This is a genomic window from Pseudodonghicola flavimaris (assembly GCF_030164425.1).
GTDB lineage: Bacteria > Pseudomonadota > Alphaproteobacteria > Rhodobacterales > Rhodobacteraceae > Pseudodonghicola > Pseudodonghicola flavimaris.
Map to the genome: position 1 here is coordinate 55,183 of NZ_JASNJD010000014.1, position 22,500 is coordinate 77,682.

Annotated in this window: 21 protein-coding genes; 5 read left to right on the top strand and 16 right to left on the bottom strand. The window is 60.8% G+C overall.

The features are described 5' to 3' along the window. Window positions 1-85: 85 nt before the first annotated feature. Together QO033_RS17015 and QO033_RS17020 are read right to left on the bottom strand one after the other, a co-directional pair. A complete protein-coding gene (locus QO033_RS17015; RefSeq protein WP_284482175.1) occupies window positions 86-1,408 on the bottom strand; it encodes a ferredoxin reductase family protein in 1,323 nt (440 codons plus the stop codon). Beyond that, the gene (locus QO033_RS17020) at window positions 1,401-1,718 is read right to left on the bottom strand and encodes a PepSY domain-containing protein (protein ID WP_284482176.1); all 318 of its coding nucleotides are present in this window, start codon (window positions 1,716-1,718) and stop codon (window positions 1,401-1,403) included. The genes QO033_RS17015 and QO033_RS17020 overlap by 8 nt, the downstream gene beginning before the upstream one ends. 145 nt (window positions 1,719-1,863) lie before the next feature. On the opposite strand from QO033_RS17020, the gene QO033_RS17025 reads away from it, so the two are divergent. Continuing rightward, window positions 1,864-2,523, top strand: a complete 660-nt coding sequence (locus QO033_RS17025) for a response regulator transcription factor (RefSeq protein ID WP_284482177.1) — start codon at window positions 1,864-1,866, stop codon at window positions 2,521-2,523. After that, window positions 2,520-3,887 (top strand): sensor histidine kinase, encoded by a 1,368-nt coding sequence (locus QO033_RS17030; protein ID WP_284482178.1) that lies wholly within the window; start codon window positions 2,520-2,522, stop codon window positions 3,885-3,887. The genes QO033_RS17025 and QO033_RS17030 overlap by 4 nt, the downstream gene beginning before the upstream one ends. Window positions 3,888-4,067: 180 nt before the next feature. Here QO033_RS17030 and QO033_RS17035 read toward each other — a convergent pair whose 3' ends face one another. From QO033_RS17035 to QO033_RS17070, 8 genes are all read right to left on the bottom strand, one after another. Further along, window positions 4,068-4,232 carry a hypothetical protein gene (locus tag QO033_RS17035; protein WP_176214349.1) on the bottom strand — a complete coding sequence of 55 codons (165 nt, stop codon included), beginning with the start codon at window positions 4,230-4,232 and terminating at the stop codon, window positions 4,068-4,070. Between the two features lie 387 nt (window positions 4,233-4,619). Beyond that, on the bottom strand, window positions 4,620-5,093 hold the full coding sequence (locus tag QO033_RS17040) for a hypothetical protein (RefSeq protein WP_080457350.1): 474 nt from the start codon (window positions 5,091-5,093) through the stop codon (window positions 4,620-4,622). A 99-nt stretch (window positions 5,094-5,192) separates the two neighbouring features. Further along, window positions 5,193-7,376 (bottom strand): ParB/RepB/Spo0J family partition protein, encoded by a 2,184-nt coding sequence (locus QO033_RS17045; protein ID WP_284482179.1) that lies wholly within the window; start codon window positions 7,374-7,376, stop codon window positions 5,193-5,195. Between the two features lie 113 nt (window positions 7,377-7,489). Next, window positions 7,490-8,695: a helix-turn-helix domain-containing protein gene (locus QO033_RS17050; RefSeq protein WP_284482180.1), complete on the bottom strand. Its 1,206-nt coding sequence runs from the start codon at window positions 8,693-8,695 to the stop codon at window positions 7,490-7,492. A gap of 131 nt (window positions 8,696-8,826) precedes the next feature. Next, entirely contained in the window at window positions 8,827-9,750 is a 924-nt protein-coding gene (locus QO033_RS17055) for a ParB/RepB/Spo0J family partition protein (protein WP_284482181.1), read from the bottom strand. Beyond that, window positions 9,740-10,885: a plasmid partitioning protein RepA gene (gene repA / locus QO033_RS17060; protein WP_176214348.1), complete on the bottom strand. Its 1,146-nt coding sequence runs from the start codon at window positions 10,883-10,885 to the stop codon at window positions 9,740-9,742. The genes QO033_RS17055 and repA overlap by 11 nt, the downstream gene beginning before the upstream one ends. 293 nt (window positions 10,886-11,178) lie before the next feature. Then, complete coding sequence (locus tag QO033_RS17065) at window positions 11,179-12,063, bottom strand: recombinase family protein (protein WP_080457345.1); 885 nt, start codon at window positions 12,061-12,063, stop codon at window positions 11,179-11,181. 214 nt (window positions 12,064-12,277) lie between these two features. Then, entirely contained in the window at window positions 12,278-13,417 is a 1,140-nt protein-coding gene (locus QO033_RS17070) for a tyrosine-type recombinase/integrase (RefSeq protein WP_284482182.1), read from the bottom strand. Window positions 13,418-13,543: 126 nt separating this feature from the next. Here QO033_RS17070 and QO033_RS17075 point away from each other — a divergent pair, with 126 nt between their 5' ends. Together QO033_RS17075 and scpB are read left to right on the top strand one after the other, a co-directional pair. After that, the gene (locus QO033_RS17075; protein ID WP_284482183.1) at window positions 13,544-14,428 is read left to right on the top strand and encodes a DUF1403 family protein; all 885 of its coding nucleotides are present in this window, start codon (window positions 13,544-13,546) and stop codon (window positions 14,426-14,428) included. Window positions 14,429-14,431: 3 nt separating this feature from the next. Continuing rightward, window positions 14,432-15,031 carry an SMC-Scp complex subunit ScpB gene (gene scpB / locus QO033_RS17080; protein ID WP_284482184.1) on the top strand — a complete coding sequence of 200 codons (600 nt, stop codon included), beginning with the start codon at window positions 14,432-14,434 and terminating at the stop codon, window positions 15,029-15,031. Here scpB and QO033_RS17085 read toward each other — a convergent pair. The 3 genes from QO033_RS17085 to QO033_RS17095 are packed head-to-tail and all read right to left on the bottom strand — an operon-like array spanning window position 15,015 to window position 18,563. Beyond that, complete coding sequence (locus QO033_RS17085) at window positions 15,015-16,049, bottom strand: TniQ family protein (RefSeq protein ID WP_228866803.1); 1,035 nt, start codon at window positions 16,047-16,049, stop codon at window positions 15,015-15,017. The two genes, scpB and QO033_RS17085, sit on opposite strands and share 17 nt — an antisense overlap. Continuing rightward, on the bottom strand, window positions 16,046-16,927 hold the full coding sequence (locus tag QO033_RS17090) for a TniB family NTP-binding protein (protein ID WP_228866802.1): 882 nt from the start codon (window positions 16,925-16,927) through the stop codon (window positions 16,046-16,048). Before QO033_RS17090 ends, QO033_RS17085 begins: the two co-directional genes overlap by 4 nt. A gap of 1 nt (window position 16,928) precedes the next feature. Further along, a complete protein-coding gene (locus tag QO033_RS17095; protein ID WP_228866801.1) occupies window positions 16,929-18,563 on the bottom strand; it encodes a Mu transposase C-terminal domain-containing protein in 1,635 nt (544 codons plus the stop codon). 161 nt (window positions 18,564-18,724) lie between these two features. On the opposite strand from QO033_RS17095, the gene QO033_RS17100 reads away from it, so the two are divergent. Beyond that, window positions 18,725-19,879 (top strand): helix-turn-helix domain-containing protein, encoded by a 1,155-nt coding sequence (locus QO033_RS17100; protein WP_284482185.1) that lies wholly within the window; start codon window positions 18,725-18,727, stop codon window positions 19,877-19,879. Between the two features lie 18 nt (window positions 19,880-19,897). On the opposite strand, the gene QO033_RS17105 is transcribed toward QO033_RS17100, so the two are convergent. The 3 genes from QO033_RS17105 to QO033_RS17115 form a co-directional block, all read right to left on the bottom strand. Then, on the bottom strand, window positions 19,898-20,362 hold the full coding sequence (locus QO033_RS17105) for a bifunctional (p)ppGpp synthetase/guanosine-3',5'-bis(diphosphate) 3'-pyrophosphohydrolase (protein WP_123644149.1): 465 nt from the start codon (window positions 20,360-20,362) through the stop codon (window positions 19,898-19,900). A gap of 152 nt (window positions 20,363-20,514) precedes the next feature. Then, window positions 20,515-21,357: a hypothetical protein gene (locus QO033_RS17110; RefSeq protein ID WP_284482186.1), complete on the bottom strand. Its 843-nt coding sequence runs from the start codon at window positions 21,355-21,357 to the stop codon at window positions 20,515-20,517. 238 nt (window positions 21,358-21,595) lie between these two features. Then, window positions 21,596-22,252: a hypothetical protein gene (locus tag QO033_RS17115; protein ID WP_284482187.1), complete on the bottom strand. Its 657-nt coding sequence runs from the start codon at window positions 22,250-22,252 to the stop codon at window positions 21,596-21,598. Window positions 22,253-22,500: the final 248 nt, after the last annotated feature.

Genomic DNA, 22,500 nt, shown 5'->3' on the forward strand with positions numbered 1-22,500 from the left:
AAAATGGCCCCGCCGATTATGGCGGGGCCAAAAAGATGCGAGCGCAGGCTACAGGGCTGGCATGGCTATGCGCCCTGCCCCGCGTTCAGGCGAATTCGAACTGCTCAAAGCGGACGCGGCGAGGCGTTTGGCCTTGTGCTTTCAAGCCTTTGAGAATCCCATCCTTCAGACCCGTTGGGCCGCAGAACCACAAATCGGCTTGCCGGATCGCGAAAGGGACCGCGCCGATCAGGCGCTCGGCCGTGAGCCTGCCATCGCGCGTCGTGACGACGACCTCGAAACTGAACCTCGGGTTGCGGGCAGCCGCAGCGCGCAGCGTCTCTACCCCAATCGCCTCTTCTTGTGTCGGAACGCAGTAGATGAGGTGAATGTCGCGACGCTCCGCCTCTGTCAGGCTTTCCGCCCAGGCTAGGAACGGCGTGATGCCGATGCCGCCGGCAAGCCAGATCTGACGTGCACCGCCCTTGCGAAAATCGAACCGTCCATAGGGGCCCTCGACCTGCACGCGCGTTCCGGTCCGCAAAGTCGCGGGAAGGCGCCGTGTCCACCCACCCAGAGCCCGGATGGAGAACGTCAGGGTGCCGTCAGGGCGCGGGGCGCTGGCAATCGTGAAAGGGTGCGGCTCAGACAGTCCTGCCTCTGGCGCGCGAAAGAAGGCGAATTGCCCCGGCCGCCACCGCATGGCCCGCCCCTCGGGGCGGAGGGTCAGCGTGGTGGTGTCCTTGGTCTGGCTGATCTCTGTGACGGTGAATTCTCTACGCCGCAGGTACGGGGCGACCAGCTCGGTAAATATCCACGCGATCACTCCGGCGATGCCGAATGTGTTCAGAAGCACCGAGAGCAATGGATCTACCTCTGTCGGCATGTCGACGAAGAACTGGTGAAAGACCACGATGGCAAAAAGGGCCCCCATGAAACGATGGCTGAACCGCCAGATCTGATAGGGGATTTCTAGTCCGATGAAAGGTAATCTCCGGAACCAGCTGACAGCAACCAGGGCGAGAAGCGCGTTGAAGGCAAGTTCGCCCGCCTCTTCACCAAGTTCACCAAGGGAGGTTTCACGCACCGTCCGCTCGAAGTCCGGCTCGATCTGCTGATGCAAAATCATCAGGACCATCGCGGAGATGCCCAGCCATTTGTGGACCCGGTACATGCGGTCGAGACCGCCGAACAACTGCTCCACCAGGGGCGGCCGTGCGGCGAGGATCAGGGTCTGCGCCATTGCAACAACTGCCGCGGCCCCTACGGCGATGCCGAGTGCCGCATCCGCGCCATAAGGCGCATAGGTGTTGAACCCGAGCAGTGCCGCCAGCAGGCACGGAAGCGCCACCAGCAACGGGCCCATCATGGGCAGTGTCGGAAAGCCAGGCGCCGGGACATCACCGGCGCGATGCACTGCATCAGTCATCGTGGCCTCCCTCTCGGTCCCGGTCGCGCCGATCGCCCTCGTCGTCCTCGTATTCGATCTCGATCACCTCAAGCGTGGCCGGGTGGACTGTCACCTCGATCGCGCGCCCTGCGGCATCCCTGCCGTCGATCTCGTAGCAGCCGTCATCGATCTTGATCCGGCGGACCGTCCAACCATTTTCCTCGGCAAGACGGGCAACAGAATCGCGCGGCTGCCACTCGGCCATCGGCACGAAACAATCGTCGTCAGCCAGCACCGCGCCGGCCGGAAAGACCGCGAGAAAGCCGATAATTGTCAATGTCTTCTTCATGGGGCACACTCCTAGTGGCTCGCCTCTTGATGCCATTCATGCGCCGCGAAGCTGACGGCAGCCTGAAGGGGCTTGACCCACACGCTTCAGCTTCGTGTCAGCCAGACGGATCATGGAGGGACATCAGGAAAGGACGGGTACGACCATGCGCGTATTGCTGATCGAAGACGACACGACTCTCGGCGCTGCCGTGCGCGACCAGATCGCAGCTGATGGCCAGTCAGTAGACTGGGTCACGCGGCTCGACGCGGCGGCAGACGCGATGAGCGCAACCTCCTACGACCTGCTCCTGCTCGACCTCATGCTGCCAGACGGACGTGGTATCGGGTTCCTCAAGGGCCTCCGGACGCGTGGGGACGTGACGCCAGTGATCATCCTGACAGCGCTCGACCAGATATCAGACCGGATAGAGGGGCTGAACGCAGGCGCTGACGACTATCTTGTGAAGCCTTTCGACCTGTCGGAACTGTCGGCACGGATTGGCTCGGTCGCGCGGCGCTACAGCGGAAACCCCAACCCGATCGTGACCCACGGACCGCTCGACATCGACCTTGCCGCGCGAAGCGTCCATCGGGATGGCAGACATGTGCCGCTGACGGCGCGGGAATGGGCGCTCTTCGAGGCCTTCCTGGCGCGTCCTGGGCAGCTCCTGTCCAAGGCGCAGTTGGAGGAGAAGCTCTACGCTTTCGACGCCGAGGTCGAGAGCAACACCATCGAGGTGCACGTAAGCCGCCTGCGCAAGAAACTGGGGAGCGCCATCATTGAGACCGAGCGCGGCATGGGCTACCGACTGGGCAAGCCATGATGTGGCCATCCAGCCTTCAGGTGCGGCTCGGCTTGTCACTCGGCCTTGTGCTGACGATCCTCTGGCTCGCCGCCGCCACGGTTACCGCGGTGATCGTTCGGGGCGAGATGGACGAGGTCTTTGACAGCGCCCTGCGTGAAACCGCCGAGCGCATCCTGCCGCTGGCCGTGACCGACATCGTCGGGCGGGAAGATCAGGGTGTGACGCAGCGCCTCGCGCCGATCCGTGAGCATGACGAGTTCTTCACCTACATCGTACGCGATGCCGAGGGACGCATCCTGCTGCAATCCCATGCGGCGGACCCTGCCGTGTTCCCTCCATACGATGGGCCGGGATTTAGGCAGAACGCCACACATCGCCTCTACAGCGACGCCGCACTCCAGGGGACGATCAGCATCACCGTGGCCGAACCGTTGGCGCATCGCGCATCGGTTGCTCGGGAAATCCAGATGGGCCTCGGCCTGCCGCTGCTGGTCGTGCTGCCGTTGGCGCTCGCGTCGATTATTCTCGCTGTGCGCTTTAGCCTCGCCCCTCTCCATCGGTTCCGTACGCGGCTTGAAGCGCGCGGCGTGCGCGACCTGTCAGAAGTACCCGCGGCCGACCTGCCGACGGAAATCGGACCGCTGGCCGCAACCTTGAACAACCTTTTGGCTCGGTTGCGCGACGCGTTCGAGGCTGAGCGAAGTTTTGCAGCCAATGCAGCTCATGAACTAAGGACACCGTTGGCGGGCGCTATCGCCCAGGCGCAGCGACTGCGATCAGAGACCAAAGATCCGACCATCGAAGCGCGCGCCGCCGAGATCGAGGCGACGCTCAAGCGTCTCACTCGGCTGTCCGAGCGTCTCCTGCAGCTTGCGCGGGCGGAAGGCGGTAGACTTCGGATGGACCAGAGCGCTGATGTCAGAACCATCACTCGGGTCGTGGTGGAAGATATTGCGCGCAGCACAGAGAACGGGCGCCTTATGTTGAACTTGCCGGACACGCCTGTCTTGTCTGATATCGACCCCGACGCATTGGGAATTCTGTGCCGGAATCTGGTGGAAAACGCCCTACGCCACGGGGCGCAGAATGCCCCAGTCGCGGTTACACTCACGAGCGAGGGGCAGTTGATCGTGGCAAACGAGGGCCCCGCGGTAGCAACCGAAACACTCAAACGCCTGACAGGGCGCTTCGAGAGGGCAGATGCAAACACTGATGGTAGCGGGCTTGGCCTCGCTATCGTTGCAGCCATCGCAGAACGGATCGAAACCTCTCTCTTGCTCCAGTCACCACGTCCCGGTGAAACTTCTGGATTTCAGGCATCCGTCAGATTGCCAACAGATGCTCCTAATGCCCGTGTGAAAGATCGGGAGCATTGGCCTTGAAGTCTGACGCATCACCGGCGACGTCATAGTTTGAAGAAAATCGCAGAAACGTAGGAAAGCTTTCTGATAGGAGAGCTATTTTCTTATATTTTTTATGTACTTAGGGCTGCTCTGTAGAGCAGGCCATCTATCGGCGATAGCCGTTTTTGCGCCAAGCCCTCGGGAAGTGAGGCCGAAGCCTCACCCGAAGGGATCGTATTCCGAGACGATCACGACCTCGTCGCCGTCGATTTCATCGGCGGGGACGGCGCCGAAGGTTCCATCCCCAGCCTGGAAGACGACGATCGAGACCATGAGCGTGGTAGCGAGGGAGGCGGCGAAGGCGTGTGCATCTTTGCGGGACATCTGTTTGGCTCCTGTCTGGGAGGCGGGGGACCATCCCCCGCGCGACAGGACCTCGAAGGCCCGAATACTGGCTGACATCACCGGGTGCGTTCGCCTTGTCCGAATCCGCCCGGCGGCACGGGCTTGCCCGTAGTCCGACCCCTCGCGGGTTGATCTCGAAGACAGGATTCGGGCCAAGGAAGGGAATGGCGAGCGGGGGATGGTGCCCTGCCGACTGGAGCCGGTTATCCCGCTGATGCTTCTAACGCCGCCAGCCTCCCGGGCAGGCTCTTGGTTGAAGACGTCCTTCCTTGGGGATGGTTCCTTTGGCGCCCCGCGAACTCAAAGGACAAGGTTGTGATGGTTGAGAGGCCCGCGCTTGGACGGGCCCCTCGGTTTCAGTTGGGCTCAGGCGGCCAGGTCCGCGCCCCCTGCCCTTTCGCTATTTTCATCGCCGACGATTTCGAGCCGCGCATTGCTGTATCCTTCCTTGGCGATCCAAAGCTCTGCCGCGGTGATGGATTCCGCCAGATGCAGCAGCTCCGTGTTGCCGCCGAAGTCGAGAAGCACGCGCACTTGGCCGGGCTTCGGTTCTTCGGCCACCTCGAAGACGAGGGCGCTGTCAGCAGAATGGCTGCGCATGATGGTGACGAGGATCACCCCGTCCGAGGAGAAGTTGCCCTCATGTAGCGTGAAGGAGGCTGGTGCCGTCCAGGTCGTATAGACCCGGGGAGGCTCCTTCTTCACGAGACGGCCGACGCCGTTCGATCGCTCCCAGGCGGCAAGCTTCTTGGTGAAGCGTGCCGGTGGCTTCGGACTGCCGTCGGTGTAGCGAATGAGCGCCCCAAGGGGCGCGGTGTCGATGATGGTTGTTGCAGACATGATTCCTCATTCCGAATGCGAGTAATCGCATTCATCTTATTGATATTGTTACGTTATAGGGTGATTGGGGGCGGAATCTCCGCCCCCCGCTGGATCACGTTATTCCGCGGCCAGCATCGACGCGCCTTGAGCAGGCAGGTCATCCGTCAGGAATGCAGGAAGGTCAGCCTCACTGACGCTGTCAGCCAGTTCGGCATCGACATCCGGCCCCTGCCCTTCGGCACGGTCCTCATCGTCCAGCGCCACGAGATCGTTCCGGCGCAGGACCTCGGGCAACCAGCCGCTGCCCTTCAGCAAGCGCTCGGCTTCACTGGCCATCTCGCCTTTCTTCAGGTGATCGAGGAGCTGGGCAGTCCCCTCCCCTTTCGCTTCGCGCACGGCCTCGAGGATGCGGGCCTTGGGCACGCGGTTGAGATAGGTGTCGACCGTCGGCTCCCAGCCCGCCTCGACCATGTCGAGATCTGTGGCACGCGCCACGAAATCGGAATGCGCCATCCGCCGGGTCAGACCGCCTGCGGAGATGCCTGCCCCGTATGGGTTCACCTTCTCATGCAGCGCGTTGACGCCGAAGCTGAGGCAATGCGCCAGCAAGGCCAGCCGACTGCTTTGGTCGAGGACCGTCAGATAGGCCCAAAGTGCCGCATCATCGCCAAGCGGCAGATCGGCTTCCCATTCCGCATGACGCTCGTCGACCAGCTTCGCCACCACGCTATCCTTGAGATCGGGCGCCTGCGCCGACATGTAGACCGGACGCACGGATGCCTCGAGACAGCTGCCCGAAGCAGAGGAGGTGCGGAAGGTGTCCGTCACCAGCTTCAGAAGCAGCAGCGTCAGCGCGACATCCGGCGAGCGCCCGATCGCTTCACGTAGCGCCAGCGTCCGATGGGCCGTCAACTCCATGACCAACCGCTCGGGCAGCGGCTTCAACGCCCCGTCGTCCTCATCCTCCGGCAAGTCAGCTCCGATCGGCTGGCCACCCGACGTGATGACGGTGCCGCCATGAGCAGCACTGCCAAGGCCATCGGTGAGATCACGACCATCCCCCTGCCCCGCCGCCGCAGGATCAGTACCATCCTGGACCGCGGTCTCCTCAACGGGCTCATCCTCTGGGCGCACATAGCCGCGATAGACTGCCAGCGCGCCGTAGCGGTCGAGCGTGACGAACGACCCTGCCCGTCCGATTTCCAAGGGATCGAAGATCAATGGCCGGGTCTCGATCTTTTCCATCTCCGTTTCCAACACGCCAAGCCGCGTGTCGACCTCGTCGGGGATTTCATCCTGACCCGCGTATTCCTCTTCCAGCGCCCTATACTCGGCGAGCAGCTTGGCATGGGCCGCACCTTCGTCATCCGTCATCGGCGCCGGATCGCCAGACAAGGACCGCAGACCGTGGCTGTAGCCGTAGGGCAGGTCAAGCGCGACATCGATCCACTTCCAGCCCTCAACCGCAACCGTCTCAGCCTCGGCCTGGAGTTTTTCCGTCACCAGCCGATCGAGCAGGGCAGGGTCCTCGAGCCAGCCACCGTCATCGCCTTGGAAGAGGTCATGCAGCATCGTGCCGCCCGCCGCTTCATAGGCCTCAACACCCACAAAGGCCGCGCGTCGGTCGGACGCTCGGACCGAGGTCTCGGTCAACATGCGCCGGATCTGGAATGGCTCCTTGTTCCAGGATGAATGAATCACATCCCAAACCTGAACCTGACGCGCGTGATCGGGGTTCACGGTGAAGGCCATGAGTTGCTCCAGCGTCATGCCATCCTCGGCATAGACCTCAAGCAGGGCAGGGGCGACGGAGGCGAGTTTCAGGCGCTGCTTCACGATCTGCGGCGTTACGAAGAAGGCCGCAGCGATCTCTGCATCGCTCTGACCCTTGTCGCGCAGGGACACAAACGCGCGGAACTGGTCGAGCGGGTGCAGGGCGACGCGCTGCATGTTTTCCGCAAGGGAATCGTCCTCGGCGAGGATGTCGGACGCAGCATCGCGGACGATGCAGGGAATGGGCGTGGTCTTCGCCAAGCGTTTCTGCTTCACCAGTAAAGACAAGGCTTGGAACCGCCGTCCACCGGCCGGGATTTCGAACTTGCCGGTCTCGGTACCATCGTCAGCCACGACGGGCCGCACGCTCAGGCTTTGCAAGAGACCGCGGCGGGCGATATCTTCGGCCAGTTCCTCGACCGACACGCCAGCCTTGATGCGCCGCACGTTGGACTGGCTGAGCACCAGCTTGTCGAAAGGGATATCCCGTGAAGGGGACAGGGTGATTTTCTGGACAGCTTTGGTCATCAGATCTTCTCCACGACGGGCGTCGGAAGCCACTCTCCCGATCTCACTTCCCGTCACCCTCAAACCAACACTCCTTTCCCTCTCACGATCGTTCTTGACCGCGGTCAAGAAGTTCATGTGGGAGCAAGTTGTGTGCGTAGGATCGTTTCGAAATAGGCGTCAGGGTGTTTGATCGTGTCTGCTCTTGCTATCAGGTAGTCGAAGACGAGAAGCAGTTTTCCCGCGCCAGCTTTCTGGATGCCATACCGAAGTTCGTCTTGGCTTATTCTAAGCAATCGACCGAGGTCGTATAGAATGCGGGTAAGGGCTTCTCCTGTCCGTGGCGGTTCTGGGAAAAATCCTGCAACATGGGTGAAATCTTCCCATGCCATGCGTGCTGGGTCTCGGTTCATCGTCGGTTTGGTTTTTGTGGTTTGTTCACTGCGATTGACCGTAGAGTGAGCAATCTTTTTAATATCTTTTTTTATAGACTCTATGTGCCGGACATTTTGTCCGTTTGTGGCGGGCAGATCGTTGGATTCTGGTGCATAAGGTCGGTGTTCGATAGCTTGTAAATTATCTTCGGAACCAGCTTTTTCTGCAGCATGGTGTTCACCGTAGCTTGCGTCAGTATCGGCTCCGAGGGCTCTAAGTTCCGAGATAACGCTCAGGACTGCATCAACGGTTAATGTTGCTCGACGCAGGACATTTCTGATCATGTTGAGGGTAGAGAGCTTTGCTTCGTCGAAGCGTGTCTGTTGGAGTAGCGAAGCTCGTAGGGCCAACGCCTCAGCCTTCAGTGAGCGCAAGCGCTCGCGTTCTTCGGTGAGTTGCAAGGCTTGCGTCGCGAGCGAGCCGTACCTCTGGATCAAGGGCTTCAGGTCGATGCCAAAGGCATCTCTGATAACGCCTCCATACCGCAGCGGAAAGCGTTTGCCATTTGCTGAGTTCTTGCGTTCGATTAGTTCAGCAGCTGAGAGGCGTCCCAAGCTGCGTCGAAGTGTTCTCTCATCGAGTCCATTTGCGCGCTCTGACAGAGAAGCGTTCGACGGGAACACGACAGTGAGCGTAAGTCGCTGGCTGTCCTGAATCTCACGTTCTTTGCGGGGTAGGAAGCTAATGAGCGCGGTCAGAACGGCGAGGTCATTGGTTGTGAGACCGAGCTCCTTCCTCAGTACGCGAACTGGGCCCAGAAGCTCGTAGGGGTTAGGGCAGGGCAGAGATATCCGTTCCGCCAGGGCGGTCGTTGTTTCAGTTGCATGTCTCATGGTGTTTCGGAAGAAAAAGCTTCCCCGTTCACCGCGAGCGGTGTTGAAATCGATTCGTTTTTGGGGTATCAATCAGGTGTCGAGACTGATTGAGGCCCTTCGGAAGCATCGCTTTCGGGGGGTCTTTCTTTTTCTAGCCGGTCCTCCTTTCGTTTTCTGCTCGTTGCTTTTGATGTCTTGACCGCGGTCAAGACACGGGGTCGTCACTCTGGCTCGTCTTGACCGCGGTCAAGAAGCTCCATGACCAGCTTCCGGACTGCCTCCTCAACACGAGGGACAAGATCAGCGTCCACATCGATGGTGATGCGGTTGCCCTTTCGGCCGATCTTCACGCGCTCACTCGGATGTGTCCTCTGCGTCGATGGTTTGGTGGCTGTCAGCAAGGCAACCGCCGCTTCGAGACGGTCGGGGCCCGGGATGTTGCGAGGGATTTCGCCGGCAACTTCTCGGGCTCTCGCGACGTCTTTCTCGCACAGCCTGAAAAGCTTTTCCCAAACCCGTCGGCCAACGCCGTGTGCAGGTCCGATAGCCTGGATCAGTTCCATCGGGATGCCCGTAGCGATACGGTTCATCCGCGAGACGAGCGATTCATCGATCTGAAGTGCCCGATACGCGATCGTTTGAGCGTTCTTGCGCGTTTCGTCGGTTTTCCCAAGTTCTCGAATGATCCCGGCGACAAACAGAGCCCTTTCGATGAACGATGGGTCTTGGCGCGCATTATTCTCTACGCCTTGGGCAATGAGAGCTTCCTCGTCGGTCATCTCCATGACCGTGGCGCGCACTTTCTGACCAAGTTGGCGACAAGCTAAAAGCCGACGGCGTCCGTAGACGATCTCAAGCGCACCGTCCTGGGTTCGGCGAACCAGCACTGGAACCTTTTGACCGTGCTCGCGGATCGACGAGACAAGCTCATCCAGACCATCGCTTGGATCGATGCGGTCCATGACCGCGGACATCCGTATGGCGGTCGGGTCGATCAGCCGCGTGGCGTGTTTATCCTCTTCGAGCACGGATGCTTGTGCGCGAGCTACAGTCGGGCTCGTTCGCTTCACATCCAGATTCTCGTCCGAAGGCGGCGTTTTGCCCATCGCGTTCTTGAGTGAGTCCCCGAAGACCTTACGCGCCATGGCTACGCCCCCATGCTTTCAGGATTTCGCGTTCGACTTCGTCGGTCACGCGCGAGACGGACTCGATCGCGCGCTCGTAAGTTCTGCGATTCACGTCGCGAGGTTCGACCTCGAAGATGCTCTGCTGGGTGTTCGCAGCATCACCTACGGCTGTTGATTTCAGAAACTCGGCAGACAGCACGGCATCCCCGAGGACTGTCCGAAGCAGAGATGAAATCTGCACCTGCGGACCATCCGTATTTTCGTAGCGGGTGATCAGAACTCGCACGAAGTTCAGTCCATGTTCCGGGGCGTGTGCCTCGACGACGCCCATCAGGTTGCTCGCCATGCCCAGAAAGCTCGCCAGCGACATGACATCGAGCATCGACGCGTTGAGCGGGATCAGGACCCCGGTCGATGCAAAGAGGGCAGAGATCACCGAGAAGTTCAGCTGCGGTGGGGTGTCAAATATCACCACATCATATCGGTTGAGGACGGGCTCAAGCGCTTCCCGGATGCGGCTATGGAACGTGGTGGCGCCGTGTCTGAAGCTCAGGGCGACCTCGAACTCGTACTCCATGATGTCCATGGATGCCGGGATCAGATCCACAGTCGGGAAGTTCGTTTTGCGAATGATATCTGCTGCGGGCAATGGATCGTCGGATCGGATAAGATCGTATGAAGTCGGCATCTCCGGATCGAGCTCGGGAGTAACCCCGAACAGGTTTGTCAGACTTGCCTGGCTGTCGAGGTCGATCAGCAAGACCCGGTAGCCGCGCAGACCCAGTAGTTGTCCTACATGGGCAACAGATGACGTCTTTGCCGAACCACCCTTCAGGTTGAAGATCGTCAAGACCTGACAAGCCTCTCCCGGTCTTCTGTGCGGGTGTTCTTCTGGCTTGATCCTTCCAGTCTCGAGAAGTACGCGTTGTGCCTCGACCATCTCCTCTGCAGAGAAGCTACGGCGGTTGCCGCCCTCCAGGACACCTTCGGGAAAGCCTTCGAGGTTTGACACATGATGGCGAAAGGTATTCTGATTAATGCGAAGCAGTTCAGCCGCTTCCCGCATGGCGAAGCGTCGGAGGCCCTTCTGAGCGTCCGGTGGGAAGGTTTCCTGCGCATGTTCACGCAACCGACTACCAAGCCGCTTGGACATGACTTCAAATCTCTGGGAGGCCCGTATCCCGTTCATCACTGCCCTCAAGTCTTTATTGTTTTGCAAAGCTTAACAGATATTGTGGATAAATCCAGACCAAACCGTTGAGCGGCCTGGGGGTGTTGAAGGCACCGATTTCTGTCGACGGTAAACTGTTAAAAATCAGCGTCTTGGGCGACTGCGCTCTCGCTCTACTTCAACACCTCGTTGCCAACTACGTAGTGACCACAAGATGTATTGTGAGTGCGTACAGAAATCAGTCGGCAGAATCGGATGGGCGATTCTCGGGAATCTCAATCGAGCAGCCCCAGCCTCTCGGCTCGCTCCAACAGCATCTTGACCGATGAGGGCTGCCATCTCGTTCGGCCACGGGGCGTGCGTTCGCGCATCGCTTCCAGCCGGGTGCAGATCGCCTGAAGCGTGATCTCGGGATCCGCGCCCTTGATGGCGGCAATAATGGCGGGCAGGCGATCGTCCCTTTCGCGGCGGCCGGCGCGGGCCAGAACCTCGTTGGGTAGGAACCCATCGCGGACATAGGCCTTCACGGCGCGCAAAAGACGGCTTTGGGTCCAGCGACGCGCCTCGGGCAAGGGGCCGTTGACGATGCGCAACACATCCTCCCAGGCCAAGTCGGGGCGCAACCGGCGCACATGGGGCACCCAATCTTGTGCCGTCTCGTTCAGACGCTCAATGTAGCCGTCCTGTCGCGCCAGCCGCACCTTGCGAAGAGCAGCAGGGTCTTTGGCCCGCAGCCCAGGGTTCCCGCCCACGCGGCCTTTTGTGCGCGCGCTGGCGAGGCCGGCCTTGGTGCGTTCCCGGATCAGGGCGCGCTCGAACTCGGCCGCAGCGCCCAGGACCTGCAGCGTGAACTTGCCTTGCGGGGATCCGGTGTCGATCGGGTCCTGAATGGAACGAAAGAACGCACCCTTGGCCTCCAGCCGCTCGATCACCTCCAGCAGATGCGACAGCGACCGCGCCAGTCGGTCGATCCGAACGACGACCAGCGTGTCGCCCTTGCCGATGCGTTCCAACACCCGCGCAAGCACTGGCCGCGCACGATTGCCGCCCGAGGCCTGTTCCTCATGGATCTCGGCGCAACCCGCGGATTTCAGGGCCTGCGACTGGGGCAGGGGGGTCTGATCCTCGGTTGAGACGCGCGCATAGCCGATCAGGGGCATCAAAACAGGCCGTTTGCAGTTTCATGTACCACTAATAAACGACCGTTTGTAAACGAATGCAAGTAGGTACTCTCTCGTCGCGCTCGTCCAAAAACCCTTGGTTTCCTTGCGCTGTGTCGCGTTTAGTTCCCGATTTCAATTGAAGCAGTAAGCTGAAACTGAAGCGCTGGAATTTCACCTTAGCGCTTCACCAATGGGTCAAGAATCCTGAGCTTCACAGCCCTGCGGCTTTGGTCAGGTTCACCCGGAACCTGTCGCGCCTGCGCTGATAGCGCCGGGTCATCTCGGCCGACGCATGTCCGAGTTGCTTTTGAACATAGCGCTCATCAACCTCTGCCGACGAGGCGAGCCCGGCACGCAAGGAATGCCCCGAGAACATTGCCAACCGTTTGGCTTCCGGCAAATCGGATCTGATGCCACTCTTCATAACGGTTGCCTTGATCAGTCGCGCTATGTGCTTGTCGGAAAGGCGGGACTCGAGGGCACGCTTGCCGTCCCGCGAGGTGCGCACGAAGACCGGCCCAAAGTCGATCTTCGCAAAGTGTAGCCATTGCTCAAGCGCGTGGACGGGACAGGTCTGGCCGCTTGAGCCACGCCCGACCTCAACCTCGCGCCATCCGGTCTTGGCATTGAGGGTGAGCAGGGCGCCGCCGTCGAAGACTTCGACCCAGCCGCCGGAGTCCGGTGTATCGTCCTTATGCACATCGAGGCAGACCACCTCCGACCGGCGCAGGCCACCTGCATAGCCCAAAAGCAAGATCGCCCGGTCTCGGAGCCCGCGGAGATCGTAGGAAAGGGTGGCCACCATGGCCTGGATGTCCTCAGGCAGGATCGCTTCCTTCTGGACCGGCGGGCGCGCATGCTTGCGTTTGATCCCGGCCAGAACGGTGGCGATATGCCGGTCCTTGCGATCAAGAGTGAACCCGCGCTGTCTGTAGTTCCAGGCAAGCCCCGAGAGACGGCGCTCGATCGTGGAGACCGAAAGGGTAGGGGCCTTCCCGGTTGGTGCAGCCAGATCAGCCACATAAAGTCCAATCATCTCGGGCGCGGGGGGCAGAGGTTCCATGCCTTTCAACCGGCACCAGCGGCTGAAGTGTTTCCAGTCGGCCGCATAGGCCTTGTTCGTGTTCCCGGCTGTCGAGGCCTCGGCGTAGCCACGGGCGGTATCGATCAGCCGGTCGAGTGCGCCGGAGCCGGCCACATTGGCGGGCAGGGCGATTGAGGCTCGGTCCCGAGAGGTTCTCTTGTCGTGTTCGTCACCGTTCAACGAGTCATAGGACGCTGAGCTCGAAATCTCTGCGCCAGACGCGTCGGAATCCTCGATTTTGGTGCTGTTATTCGTAGGACTGCTCATGTTTTCGAGCATATCATTTTTACGCCCGATAATGCAAGATTATTGGACATATAACGGTTCAGCAAAGAGGGGCGGTTTCTACACTATATGGTAGCCAAAAGCGCCGCCGCAAGATAGTGTTGTGGCATGACATATGCCCGCCCAACCTTCGACAGCGACCCTGATAGCTTACCCCGGATGCCGTCCTGGGTCACCTCGGCACGCGCCGAAACCCTTGAAGATGTGGCGTTTTTGTCGGGCGCAGCACTGAGCCACCTGCATCTTGTGTTAGGATACCAGCCTGTCCACCAGCCTTTGCTGCGGGACAGGCTCGCGCTGTGCGCGGCGGAGGCTTGTGTTGCGTTTTCGGGTCGTCTGGAGCGGGCAGGGGAACTGCGTGACGTGGTTCATATGCTGCGCCCCGGCGACCTTCCCGGCCCGGCAGGCGAAACATATCTGGCGTGGCGTCTTGCCACGGAAAGGCCGGTGACCGTGAAAGCTCTGGTCCGGGCGCTGCCAGAACTTCAGGGTGATCAGATCGCGAGTTGGCTCGACGCCGGGCAGGGAGCACCGGTCAGTCGCGCGGCAATGGTGCTGGAGGCGGTACTAAACGATGCCCCCCGTGCCGAGGTACCCGCGCTCGTCCTTGCTGACGCGACCCTCGCTCAGGCGCTTGGTTGGGATCATGTCGTGCCGCTTCTGGCCGCGGGCCTGAAACGCTCCGACATGCGCAAGCGAGGCGAAGACCTACGCTCGGCTTGTCATCGTGCGCTCGTCTCATCGGCGGTCGATGCCGTGCGTCTCTCAACTGACCTCGCGCGGCGGGCAGCGCATCTCAAAGCGGTCGCGCCTAAGCTGCGTGCCAAAGGCGCGGAGGCCGCCGTCGAGATGTTCCTGGCCCAAGATGCCGTCGCGCCTGCGGCCCTCCCACTACCGGACCGGTCCGCACGGCGGCTCTGTGACCGGTTGGTCGATCTCGGCGCGGTGCGCGAGCTGACCGGCCGCGACACGTTCCGGCTCTACGGGATCTGAGCGATGGCCAAGGATCACGCCGAAACTGACTTCGATCGGGAACTGAACGATCTGCCAGCCGAATTGCGCTGGCGCGAATGGATGCGGCGGATTGAAGCCGTTCTCTTCGCCAGCGCATCGCCGGTGCCGCGCGAGGACCTGGCTCGGGTGGTAGGGCAAGGAGCTTCGGTTGAGCTTCTGATAGAGGACCTGGCCGCTGACCTTGACGGCCGATCATTCGAAGTGACGAAGGTCGCCGGCGGTTGGATGCTGAGGACGAGGCCCGCCTACGCCCCGGCGATCCGGACCGCCGCTGATATAGGTGAACAGGACCTCGATCTGCGCGAGTACGATGTCGCTGTCCTGGCCGCCATCGCCTACCACCAGCCGATCACACGGGACGGCCTGAAAGACATCTTCGGCAAAGAGATCAGCCGAGATCTGATCGGAAGATTGCATGCGCGTGGATTGATCGTCACCGGGCCACGGTCGCCGCGGCGCGGGGCACCCTATACCTATGTGACGACGGAGCAGTTCCTGGTCGCGTTCGATCTGGAGTCGCTGCAGGACCTGCCCGATCGGGAGCAGATGGAGGATGCAGGGGTCATCAATTCGCAGTCATAGCCGTTGCCAATGATGTGCGGCGGTTTGAATGAAGGCGAACGATGACCTGTTGTAAGTCCGCCGAATCAGGATGTCTGGAGCGCGTCTTTGTTCCCGGTGTGATCTGTGACGTGATCTCTGCACTCAATGACGCCACCAAGTCGGAATGCTTGGGCGCAGCCCGTGCAATGCGGGTCCAGAGATCAATTGCAGGATGCACGGAATGTTTTTGGAGGTGCGTCATTCCATCGGCCAACTGGCGGAACAATACGTAGCGGACCCGGTGCGGCAAGCGCGAAATTGACGTCGGCTGGCCATTGAACGTGAAACAAGCCGCCCCAAGCATGGCGGGCAGGGATGTCTTTCCATGCCGTCCATGTCCCGCAACATGCATTCGAAGCAAATCGTCGATGAGCCGTTCGAGACGCTGCACATCATACTCGGCGGGCAGGGTGGGTTTTCGGAGATCAGCATCACACCAGACGCAGAAATGTTGCGGCAGAAGCCGGTTCTGTCGAGCAGGCGCAATGCCGCCGCCGCAGGCAGGGCAGTGATCGCGCAAGCGGCATCCATGCCGAAAGCAGGAAACGCGCGTCGCCAGGCTCCAGCCGCGCCGGAAGAACGGTGCGCGATCCTCTTTCAGGCATGCCGGGCAATATTGCAGGCGATTGACCCGAGCGGTCGATGTGCGGGCATCTCCTGATCCTGTGATCAGCCGCACTCGCAACCGGGCCAGCGGGTCGCGGTGCAAAGCCAGGCCATCAATCTCCTCGGCGGGCAACCGGGTTCGCTCGACCAGCAAATTGAGGACCCGTCCGGGAAGATTTCGGTCAAGCTTCGCAGACCAATCTGCACCTGCGACATCCAGAACCCGCCCAAAATATTGAGGAGGAATTCCATTGGCCATGGCCAGCCGATGCAGCCAGCTCGACAGAAGCTCTCCGGGTGCCGGTGCAACAACGACGGGCCAGCCTTGCCCCACCTCATTGCCGTAGTCGCGCGCAGGTGTGACTGTGATCTCGGACGCAGACTGGGTCACATCATTTCGCGGCGCAAAGGAGCATTTCGGCGTTTTGACAGGGACGTGTAACCAAGCGAGGCGATGGTCGCTTCAGAGATGTGTTCCTCGCCGTTCCTTATCGCCGTGATAGCCGCGTTGCTCACGATATCGACGACCTCTCCGATCAAGCCCTCTGACAATTCATGGATGATCTCAGCCAGTGATGGTCGCGACAGGTCCGAGGCTCGGGCGAGAGGCATGCTGGTCTCAAGACTATCGAGGAGCGTCGCGAAATCCTCGTCATACGCCCATCTGGGAATAGGGATCGTATCGAACCGCGATCCCATTTCCTCGGTGTCGTGTACCGCGTCATAGACCGCAACCTCGCCAACCAGTACGGGCGAAATGTCGTGGACACGAGCGATACGGCGCAGGAACGAAAAGATAGCTTTCACGTCCTGTCGGCGCCCTCGAAGGGCGCTGTGAAACTCATCGAAGATGAGCAGGCGGGGTTTCAAGCTGTCCAGCAAATGATCCACCTGCTCGCCCGCGCGCGACAGGCTCCGCCAACCAGATGCCTGAGGCGCGCGCAGCCCGGCAAGAATGCTGGCATAGAAGTGAGACAGTCCGGCACCTTCTCGGGTCTGGATCATCCAGATCCTTTGACGTTCTGACTGCCGCAAATGTTCAATCGCAAAGCGTTCGACGATCATCGTCTTGCCATTGTGATAGGGGCCTGTCAGCAAGAGCCCTCTGGGACGCAAGGTTACTGGCCGATCGAGTAGCAGACGCATGGCGTTATGGGCGCGACATGCAACCGGATGGCTGATCCAACGGGCCGACCGGATATGGGCGATGCGGCACGCGTCACCGGCATCGAGAAGTGATGCGGCGGAGTCCAGGAGGCGATCCGTCATTTTACCAATCCTCCACCGGATAGACGCGGCGCGGACGTTCGGGGTCGGGCGTTTCCCGGATTGGTGTCGGGGCAGGAGTCAGGCTCTGGTAGGGTTTCGGCGCATGAGCCGCATGCCTGGCCCGAGCGACTTCCTTCAGCCTTTGCTTCTTCGATGCCGAGGCATCTACGGTCGCCGCGATTTCGCGGCGGATCGCGGTCTTCTCCTCGATCGGGCGCCGACCGGTTTCGCGCGCTCGGTTTCTCTCGGCCCTGTGCTGCCAGAGGGTGACCCCTTCAAGCAGTCCATCCCGACGCGCCACAGGGCGCCAGACTCCTGTATCGGGATCCTTGATGTAGATGTGGCTAATGTCCCGAGGATCATAACGAACATCGAGAGCATCCAATCGATCACGGCGGGCGACCAACGGGCCCAACCATGGATCGAAATAGTCGTTGGCAAACAGGCTGACACCTTGAGGTGAAATCCTGCGTGTCTTGTTCGGGAGAAAGCTGAGCAATACGTCGAAAGGGCTGTCTTCCGGGCCATCCGGCTGACGGCATTTTCGTTTCCATTCAATGGTCGGGACCGTCAGCTTGCGTTCATTCTGGCTAAGATTGTGATCGATGATCGCCAACGCGATACAGCGTTCGAGGTCTGCAAAGCTGAGCCTCGCACGGTCTTCGGACAGATATTCACCCCGATCCGCGATGGAACGCCCGGTCTTGCCAGGCAGGGAGCGTAACATCGTATTCACCTTGCCGAGAAGCCGTTCGACAACCCCGCCACGATGGACGGTCCCCTTGTTCCGGCTTTCAATTGCAATGCCGTAATCAGCACATCCCCGGATGAAACTGGTGCTTCTGAATTCCATGGCGGAATCCACGACGACCTTCTTCGGGCGGCCAAACATCGGCCAGGAATGATTGATGTCGCGCGCTGCCAGCCAGTCCTCCTTGCGGCACATCGCCTGTGCAAGACAGAGGGCGACCGACAGGCGTGAGGGCTTCTCTAGGGTCAGGCAGAAGCCAATAATCGCGCTTGTTGCAACATCGGCTGCGATAGTGAGATAGGGGCGTCCGACATAGATGCCCTGACCATCGATGACTTCCACAAACTGGATGTCAGCGGGGGTGTGGTCTATCTGGACTACATCGAGTGCGTGTTTGGCCCGAATATAGCCTGGGCGGGGTTTCAGACGCCGCAGGCTTTTCCCTCCTGAATGTCGCCGTCGTGCAATCTCCTCGGGCGTGAACAGTCGTGGGATACGCTTGGAAACGGTGACATAGGCGGGCGGATCAAGACCATCGCTGACACAACGGCTGCGGATTTCATCGACAATCGGCGCAAGGTCCGGTTGCTCGGGCTGAAGCCAGATCTCCCGAAGTGTTGCCGAAATGATTTCCTCAACAGCCGGGCTGATCCTTGCGCGCCTAGCTCCACCTGTCTTTGGCAACAGCGAAGACACCCGACGTTCGGTACGATATCGGCGCAGGTGGTTGTAGACTTGGCGCGTCGAGAGACGCAATTCGGATGCGGCCCGAGCAACTGCGGTGCGCATAGGCTCTTGCCCGTCCAGAATGCGATCCAGTTCTCGCCCGATACGCGTTGCCTTCGCCCAAGCCTCGTCAGACGCTTCGTTTTCGCGCAGCGTCATGAACCCGCCCCTCCACGGTTTCTAAACCCCATCTTCTGCCCCATGTTCTCGCTTATTGAAACGCGAGCTAAAAATTGAAATCGAAACGTAAAATACCACGTCGGATTACGCTTCATCCTGCTGGAATCCTGTAAGAACTTTTTAATGAAACGGCAAAGCAATTGCGACACTGGTTCCTGCCCGGGCCGATAGAGGACGAACCGGATTACCTGCCGCCCGGACCTCCGCCTGAGGCGAAGGAATCCGATGTTGTCGATGCCTGGCGCGCGGCCGAGGCCGGGCAGGCGGCGCAGCTCGCCCGTGTTTCTGCGCGCCTGGGAATCCTTGATGAACGCCTGCGCCGAGGCCCGGCTGGCTGGCGGCAGCGGCTTGCCCTGATCGAAGCCGCGGATCTCAGCTGGCTCACGCAGGACCGCATTGGGCTCGACCGGTTGTCGCTCTACATGGCGCTGCGGGTTTCGACCGTCACGGATGATGCGCAAGCGCTGTACCGGATCGGCTGGACCGTGCGGCGGCTGACCGGCGGACCCGCGCCGTTGGCGCATCGGTCAGGTGTGGGCGACCTCGAAACCTTTCTCGACCGGCGCGACCGCCCGGGGCAGGGGGAGCGTTTCGACGATGCCAAGGCGCCCTCGCGCGTGGCCGAGATGGCAGAGCGCGAAGCCTTTGAGGACCGGGCCGCCGGATGGCTCGCGATGATGGATCAGGCTGAGGATCTCCACCCCGTGACACGGGCCTGCATGGGCTTTCATCTTTGGCACGTCGCGGAGCTTTCACCGGTCGATGACCCGCTCGAGGCTGCGGTGACGGCTGCGCGTGTCGCGATCGCCGATCTCGCGCCGTCGGGGAGCGCTCCGGGCGCAATCTTCGCACCCATCGCCATGGGCGGGGGAGGGGGTTTCCGCGCGATCGGGGACCAGCCCGCCCGATTGGCGCGCTGGCTGAGCGCGATGGAGAGCGCGACATTGGCAGCCTTGCGCAGGCTCGACGAGATCGAGGCTTGGGCAGCGGCTGCCGAGCGAACGATGGCACCGCTCTCGGGCAAGACACCGCCGTTGCTGCGGGACCTTTTCACAAGCTGGCCGCTCGTCTCGGTACAGATGGCTGAGAAACTGACAGGTGCGCACCGGGCAACGGTTCAGCGCAACGTCGACTGGATGGAGGAGCGGGGCCTGATCCGGGAGGTCACGGGGCAGGGGCGCTATCGCATGTGGCGGATCGTCGAGACGCGCGCGACAGAGACAAGATCGAGCTCTGATCGAAATGATGGGCTGTCGCCTGAGGATCTCTACGATGTGCTGGCCGCACGCCAGTGATACCCGAATACAGCGCTGTCAGGTGTCTGCATCCCGCAGCTCCCGTAGAGCAGCGAGGTAGCGGTTCATGCGGCGCATGTCTTTTTCGGTCAGTGCGGACAAACGCGAAGCGTTCAGGTTGTCGAGGATGTCGGCCGTCTTGACCCGACGCGCAATCTTGTTGCCCTTGGCGCGCTGAACGAAGGCCACGTACACTGCCTCGCTGTCGCCTTCATCCTCGGGCCGCTTCGTTACAAGGCGCAAGGCGTCGAGCACAGTCGGCGAGAACCCTTCTTTTTCCAGGCGCTCGAATGTCCAGCCGGGGCCGTCTTCGACCACGTCATGCAGGACGCCCACGATCCGTTCGTCGTCGGTCTCCAATGACATCATCACCCGGAGCGGATGTAGCAGATACGGCGCACCGGCCTTGTCGGTTTGTTCCCGATGGGCTTCCGCAGCGATTTCGATGGCACGTTGAAGGTTCAATGGCTTCTCCTGGTTCATGAATGTGATCGTGACCATTCGGTCGATATACAGCGCGATGGTATTCGCACGATGTCGATCTGCTCAACGTCCATGCGTTCGATGCCTGAAGGAAATCGTCTCTCGTCTTTGACGTGAGCCGACACAGGCGGTGTCGCAGGAGCACCGCAAAGTCATCGTGTAATCTCGCCTGCGATCACGGCCTTCCCATGAACCGCGAGTGTCGCGGTGAACCTTGGGCAGCCAAACTGCCGGATGACGTCGACGACCCGCGCATCGTAGGCAGCCTGCCCGATGAGCCGACACAGATCTGACGCGTGAAACTGCCGGTTGCCGCTGGGTGCGGCTTTGATCTGAGCGAGCAACACCCGCTCGCGTGGGTCAGCTGCCTGTTGCGGAGTTGGCGCTTCCGTTGGTCGGCTTTCCGAACCGGGTGAGGTTCGCCATCGGCGCATGAACCCGAGAAGATAGCCGGCGGGAACCCTGTCGTTCCCGCGAGCTCGGTTGAAGGCAAGGAATCGGTCCCAGATCACCTGCGTGTCGACGTTCCAGCAGGGCAGGGCCCTCTTCGCAGCTTTGATCAACTCCGCCCAACACGTCTGGAAGACGTTCGATACCTCAGAAATAGTGATCTGTCCCGAGAAAATAGTTTTGTTATTTCTTTCTCTAGATAGTGATGTGTCGCCTGTGCCTGACGCAACATCCTGATCGCCGTCCTCAGTATCGAAGGCCGTAAAGCGGAAGAGCCAGGGCGCGAATTCGCCGTTGGGCTTGTCGCGTCTCAGCTCCAGCTCAGACGCTTCGAGTTCAGACAGCAGCTCGGTCAGGTACTGGCGCGAGATGCCCATCTTGGATGCCAAGTCGGCCAGCGTGAAGGCGGCCGTCCCTCGCGGCAGCCCGTTGTAACCCTCCTTCCACGCAATGGCGTCGAGGATGACGGTCGCCAGCTTGTGGGCGGAAACGGACAGATCTGTCTGAGTGATCCGCCTCAGGATCAGGCCGGTCGTGGGTTCCATGGTCGGTGTCTCCTGTGAGAGACGACCCCATGCCGAGAGCAAACAACAATATTGCCAGCAAAACAACTTTGCTGGTTGCGGCGGTTCGGACAGTGCGCTAGAAGATCCTTGTTCACGGGTTCTTCTAGTGCGGCGTCAGGCTTTTCGGTCTGGCGTCGTTTCCCTTTTTGGTTCGGTGCACCGTCACAGGCGCAAGATGATCAGGTGCGGACCTGCCCCGGGCCAGGCCCGGCCAAGTTCAGTAGCGGACCTCTTCGAAACCGTAGTTCCCCTCATGATCCCGCCAGTCCACGAAGACCGAGCGGTAGCTGACCCAGTTGCAGTGCCCGGTGTCGGGCAGCTGTGATGCGGGCGGGACGTGGGCAACACTCGACCGTGTCCATCGATAGTCACCCTGCACACCGTAGGATCCGAGGCGCGTGGCGTCGTAACGGTTGCAATCGCCTTCACTGTTTTCGCGTTGGCTGAACTGGATGTGAAAGACACGGATGCTGCGGACGAAGTCGAAGGCGTCGCCCGAAATATCGATGTCGGCCTGCTCGTCTGACTGGACTTGGACCAGGGGCAGGGGAGCTTGCGGTACGCTGGCCTGAGGCGCCTCCCGGAAGCCGATGTCGTAAAGGCGTTCCATCGGCGAGAGCGGGGCAGGGGCGTTGAACGACGCCCCCATCGGGCAGCGCCAGATCTGCAAGGGTGGCTCGATCGGCCAGGGTGTGATCCTGCGGATGAAGACCGCACGCGCATGGGCACAGGGCGCCGATGCCGGCCAGCCGCCTGCCAGACAGAGCAGAATGGCACAGTCGACCTGGTAGGCTTGCGCCGGCTCGACCGAACCGACGAGGCTCGATACTGTGATGGCCGCAGCTGCTGCTGCGGTCCGGACCTTGTGATTCATGACACCGACTCCAGCTATAATGGTGCGGCGATACAAAACAACACTAACGATAGCAAGCGGATTTGATTGATCGCGCGCACCCTGGGCACATTACGCCCCGAACGTAAGGGACGCGGGATAGTACACAACCGTTACGGAGTGCAGATTGCCAAGAGGGCAAGCGGGGACCGGCTTCGACTCATAGCAGCCATTGGCCGGGCAAACGTCAGAATGCTTCAGCCCGCTTGTCGTTCCGAAAATAAGTGGCT

Excerpts from the sequence above, each read along its gene's own strand:
- QO033_RS17015 (WP_284482175.1), bottom strand. The coding sequence starts at position 1,408 with ATGACTGATGCAGTGCATCGCGCCGGTGATGTCCCGGCGCCTGGCTTT.
- QO033_RS17020 (WP_284482176.1), bottom strand. The coding sequence starts at position 1,718 with ATGAAGAAGACATTGACAATTATCGGCTTTCTCGCGGTCTTTCCGGCC.
- QO033_RS17025 (WP_284482177.1), top strand. The coding sequence starts at position 1,864 with ATGCGCGTATTGCTGATCGAAGACGACACGACTCTCGGCGCTGCCGTG.
- QO033_RS17030 (WP_284482178.1), top strand. The coding sequence starts at position 2,520 with ATGATGTGGCCATCCAGCCTTCAGGTGCGGCTCGGCTTGTCACTCGGC.
- QO033_RS17035 (WP_176214349.1), bottom strand. The coding sequence starts at position 4,232 with ATGTCCCGCAAAGATGCACACGCCTTCGCCGCCTCCCTCGCTACCACG.
- QO033_RS17040 (WP_080457350.1), bottom strand. The coding sequence starts at position 5,093 with ATGTCTGCAACAACCATCATCGACACCGCGCCCCTTGGGGCGCTCATT.
- QO033_RS17045 (WP_284482179.1), bottom strand. The coding sequence starts at position 7,376 with ATGACCAAAGCTGTCCAGAAAATCACCCTGTCCCCTTCACGGGATATC.
- QO033_RS17055 (WP_284482181.1), bottom strand. The coding sequence starts at position 9,750 with ATGGCGCGTAAGGTCTTCGGGGACTCACTCAAGAACGCGATGGGCAAA.
- repA (WP_176214348.1), bottom strand. The coding sequence starts at position 10,885 with ATGTCCAAGCGGCTTGGTAGTCGGTTGCGTGAACATGCGCAGGAAACC.
- QO033_RS17065 (WP_080457345.1), bottom strand. The coding sequence starts at position 12,063 with ATGCCCCTGATCGGCTATGCGCGCGTCTCAACCGAGGATCAGACCCCC.
- QO033_RS17070 (WP_284482182.1), bottom strand. The coding sequence starts at position 13,417 with ATGAGCAGTCCTACGAATAACAGCACCAAAATCGAGGATTCCGACGCG.
- QO033_RS17075 (WP_284482183.1), top strand. The coding sequence starts at position 13,544 with ATGACATATGCCCGCCCAACCTTCGACAGCGACCCTGATAGCTTACCC.
- scpB (WP_284482184.1), top strand. The coding sequence starts at position 14,432 with ATGGCCAAGGATCACGCCGAAACTGACTTCGATCGGGAACTGAACGAT.
- QO033_RS17090 (WP_228866802.1), bottom strand. The coding sequence starts at position 16,927 with ATGACGGATCGCCTCCTGGACTCCGCCGCATCACTTCTCGATGCCGGT.
- QO033_RS17095 (WP_228866801.1), bottom strand. The coding sequence starts at position 18,563 with ATGACGCTGCGCGAAAACGAAGCGTCTGACGAGGCTTGGGCGAAGGCA.
- QO033_RS17105 (WP_123644149.1), bottom strand. The coding sequence starts at position 20,362 with ATGAACCAGGAGAAGCCATTGAACCTTCAACGTGCCATCGAAATCGCT.
- QO033_RS17110 (WP_284482186.1), bottom strand. The coding sequence starts at position 21,357 with ATGGAACCCACGACCGGCCTGATCCTGAGGCGGATCACTCAGACAGAT.
- QO033_RS17115 (WP_284482187.1), bottom strand. The coding sequence starts at position 22,252 with ATGAATCACAAGGTCCGGACCGCAGCAGCAGCTGCGGCCATCACAGTA.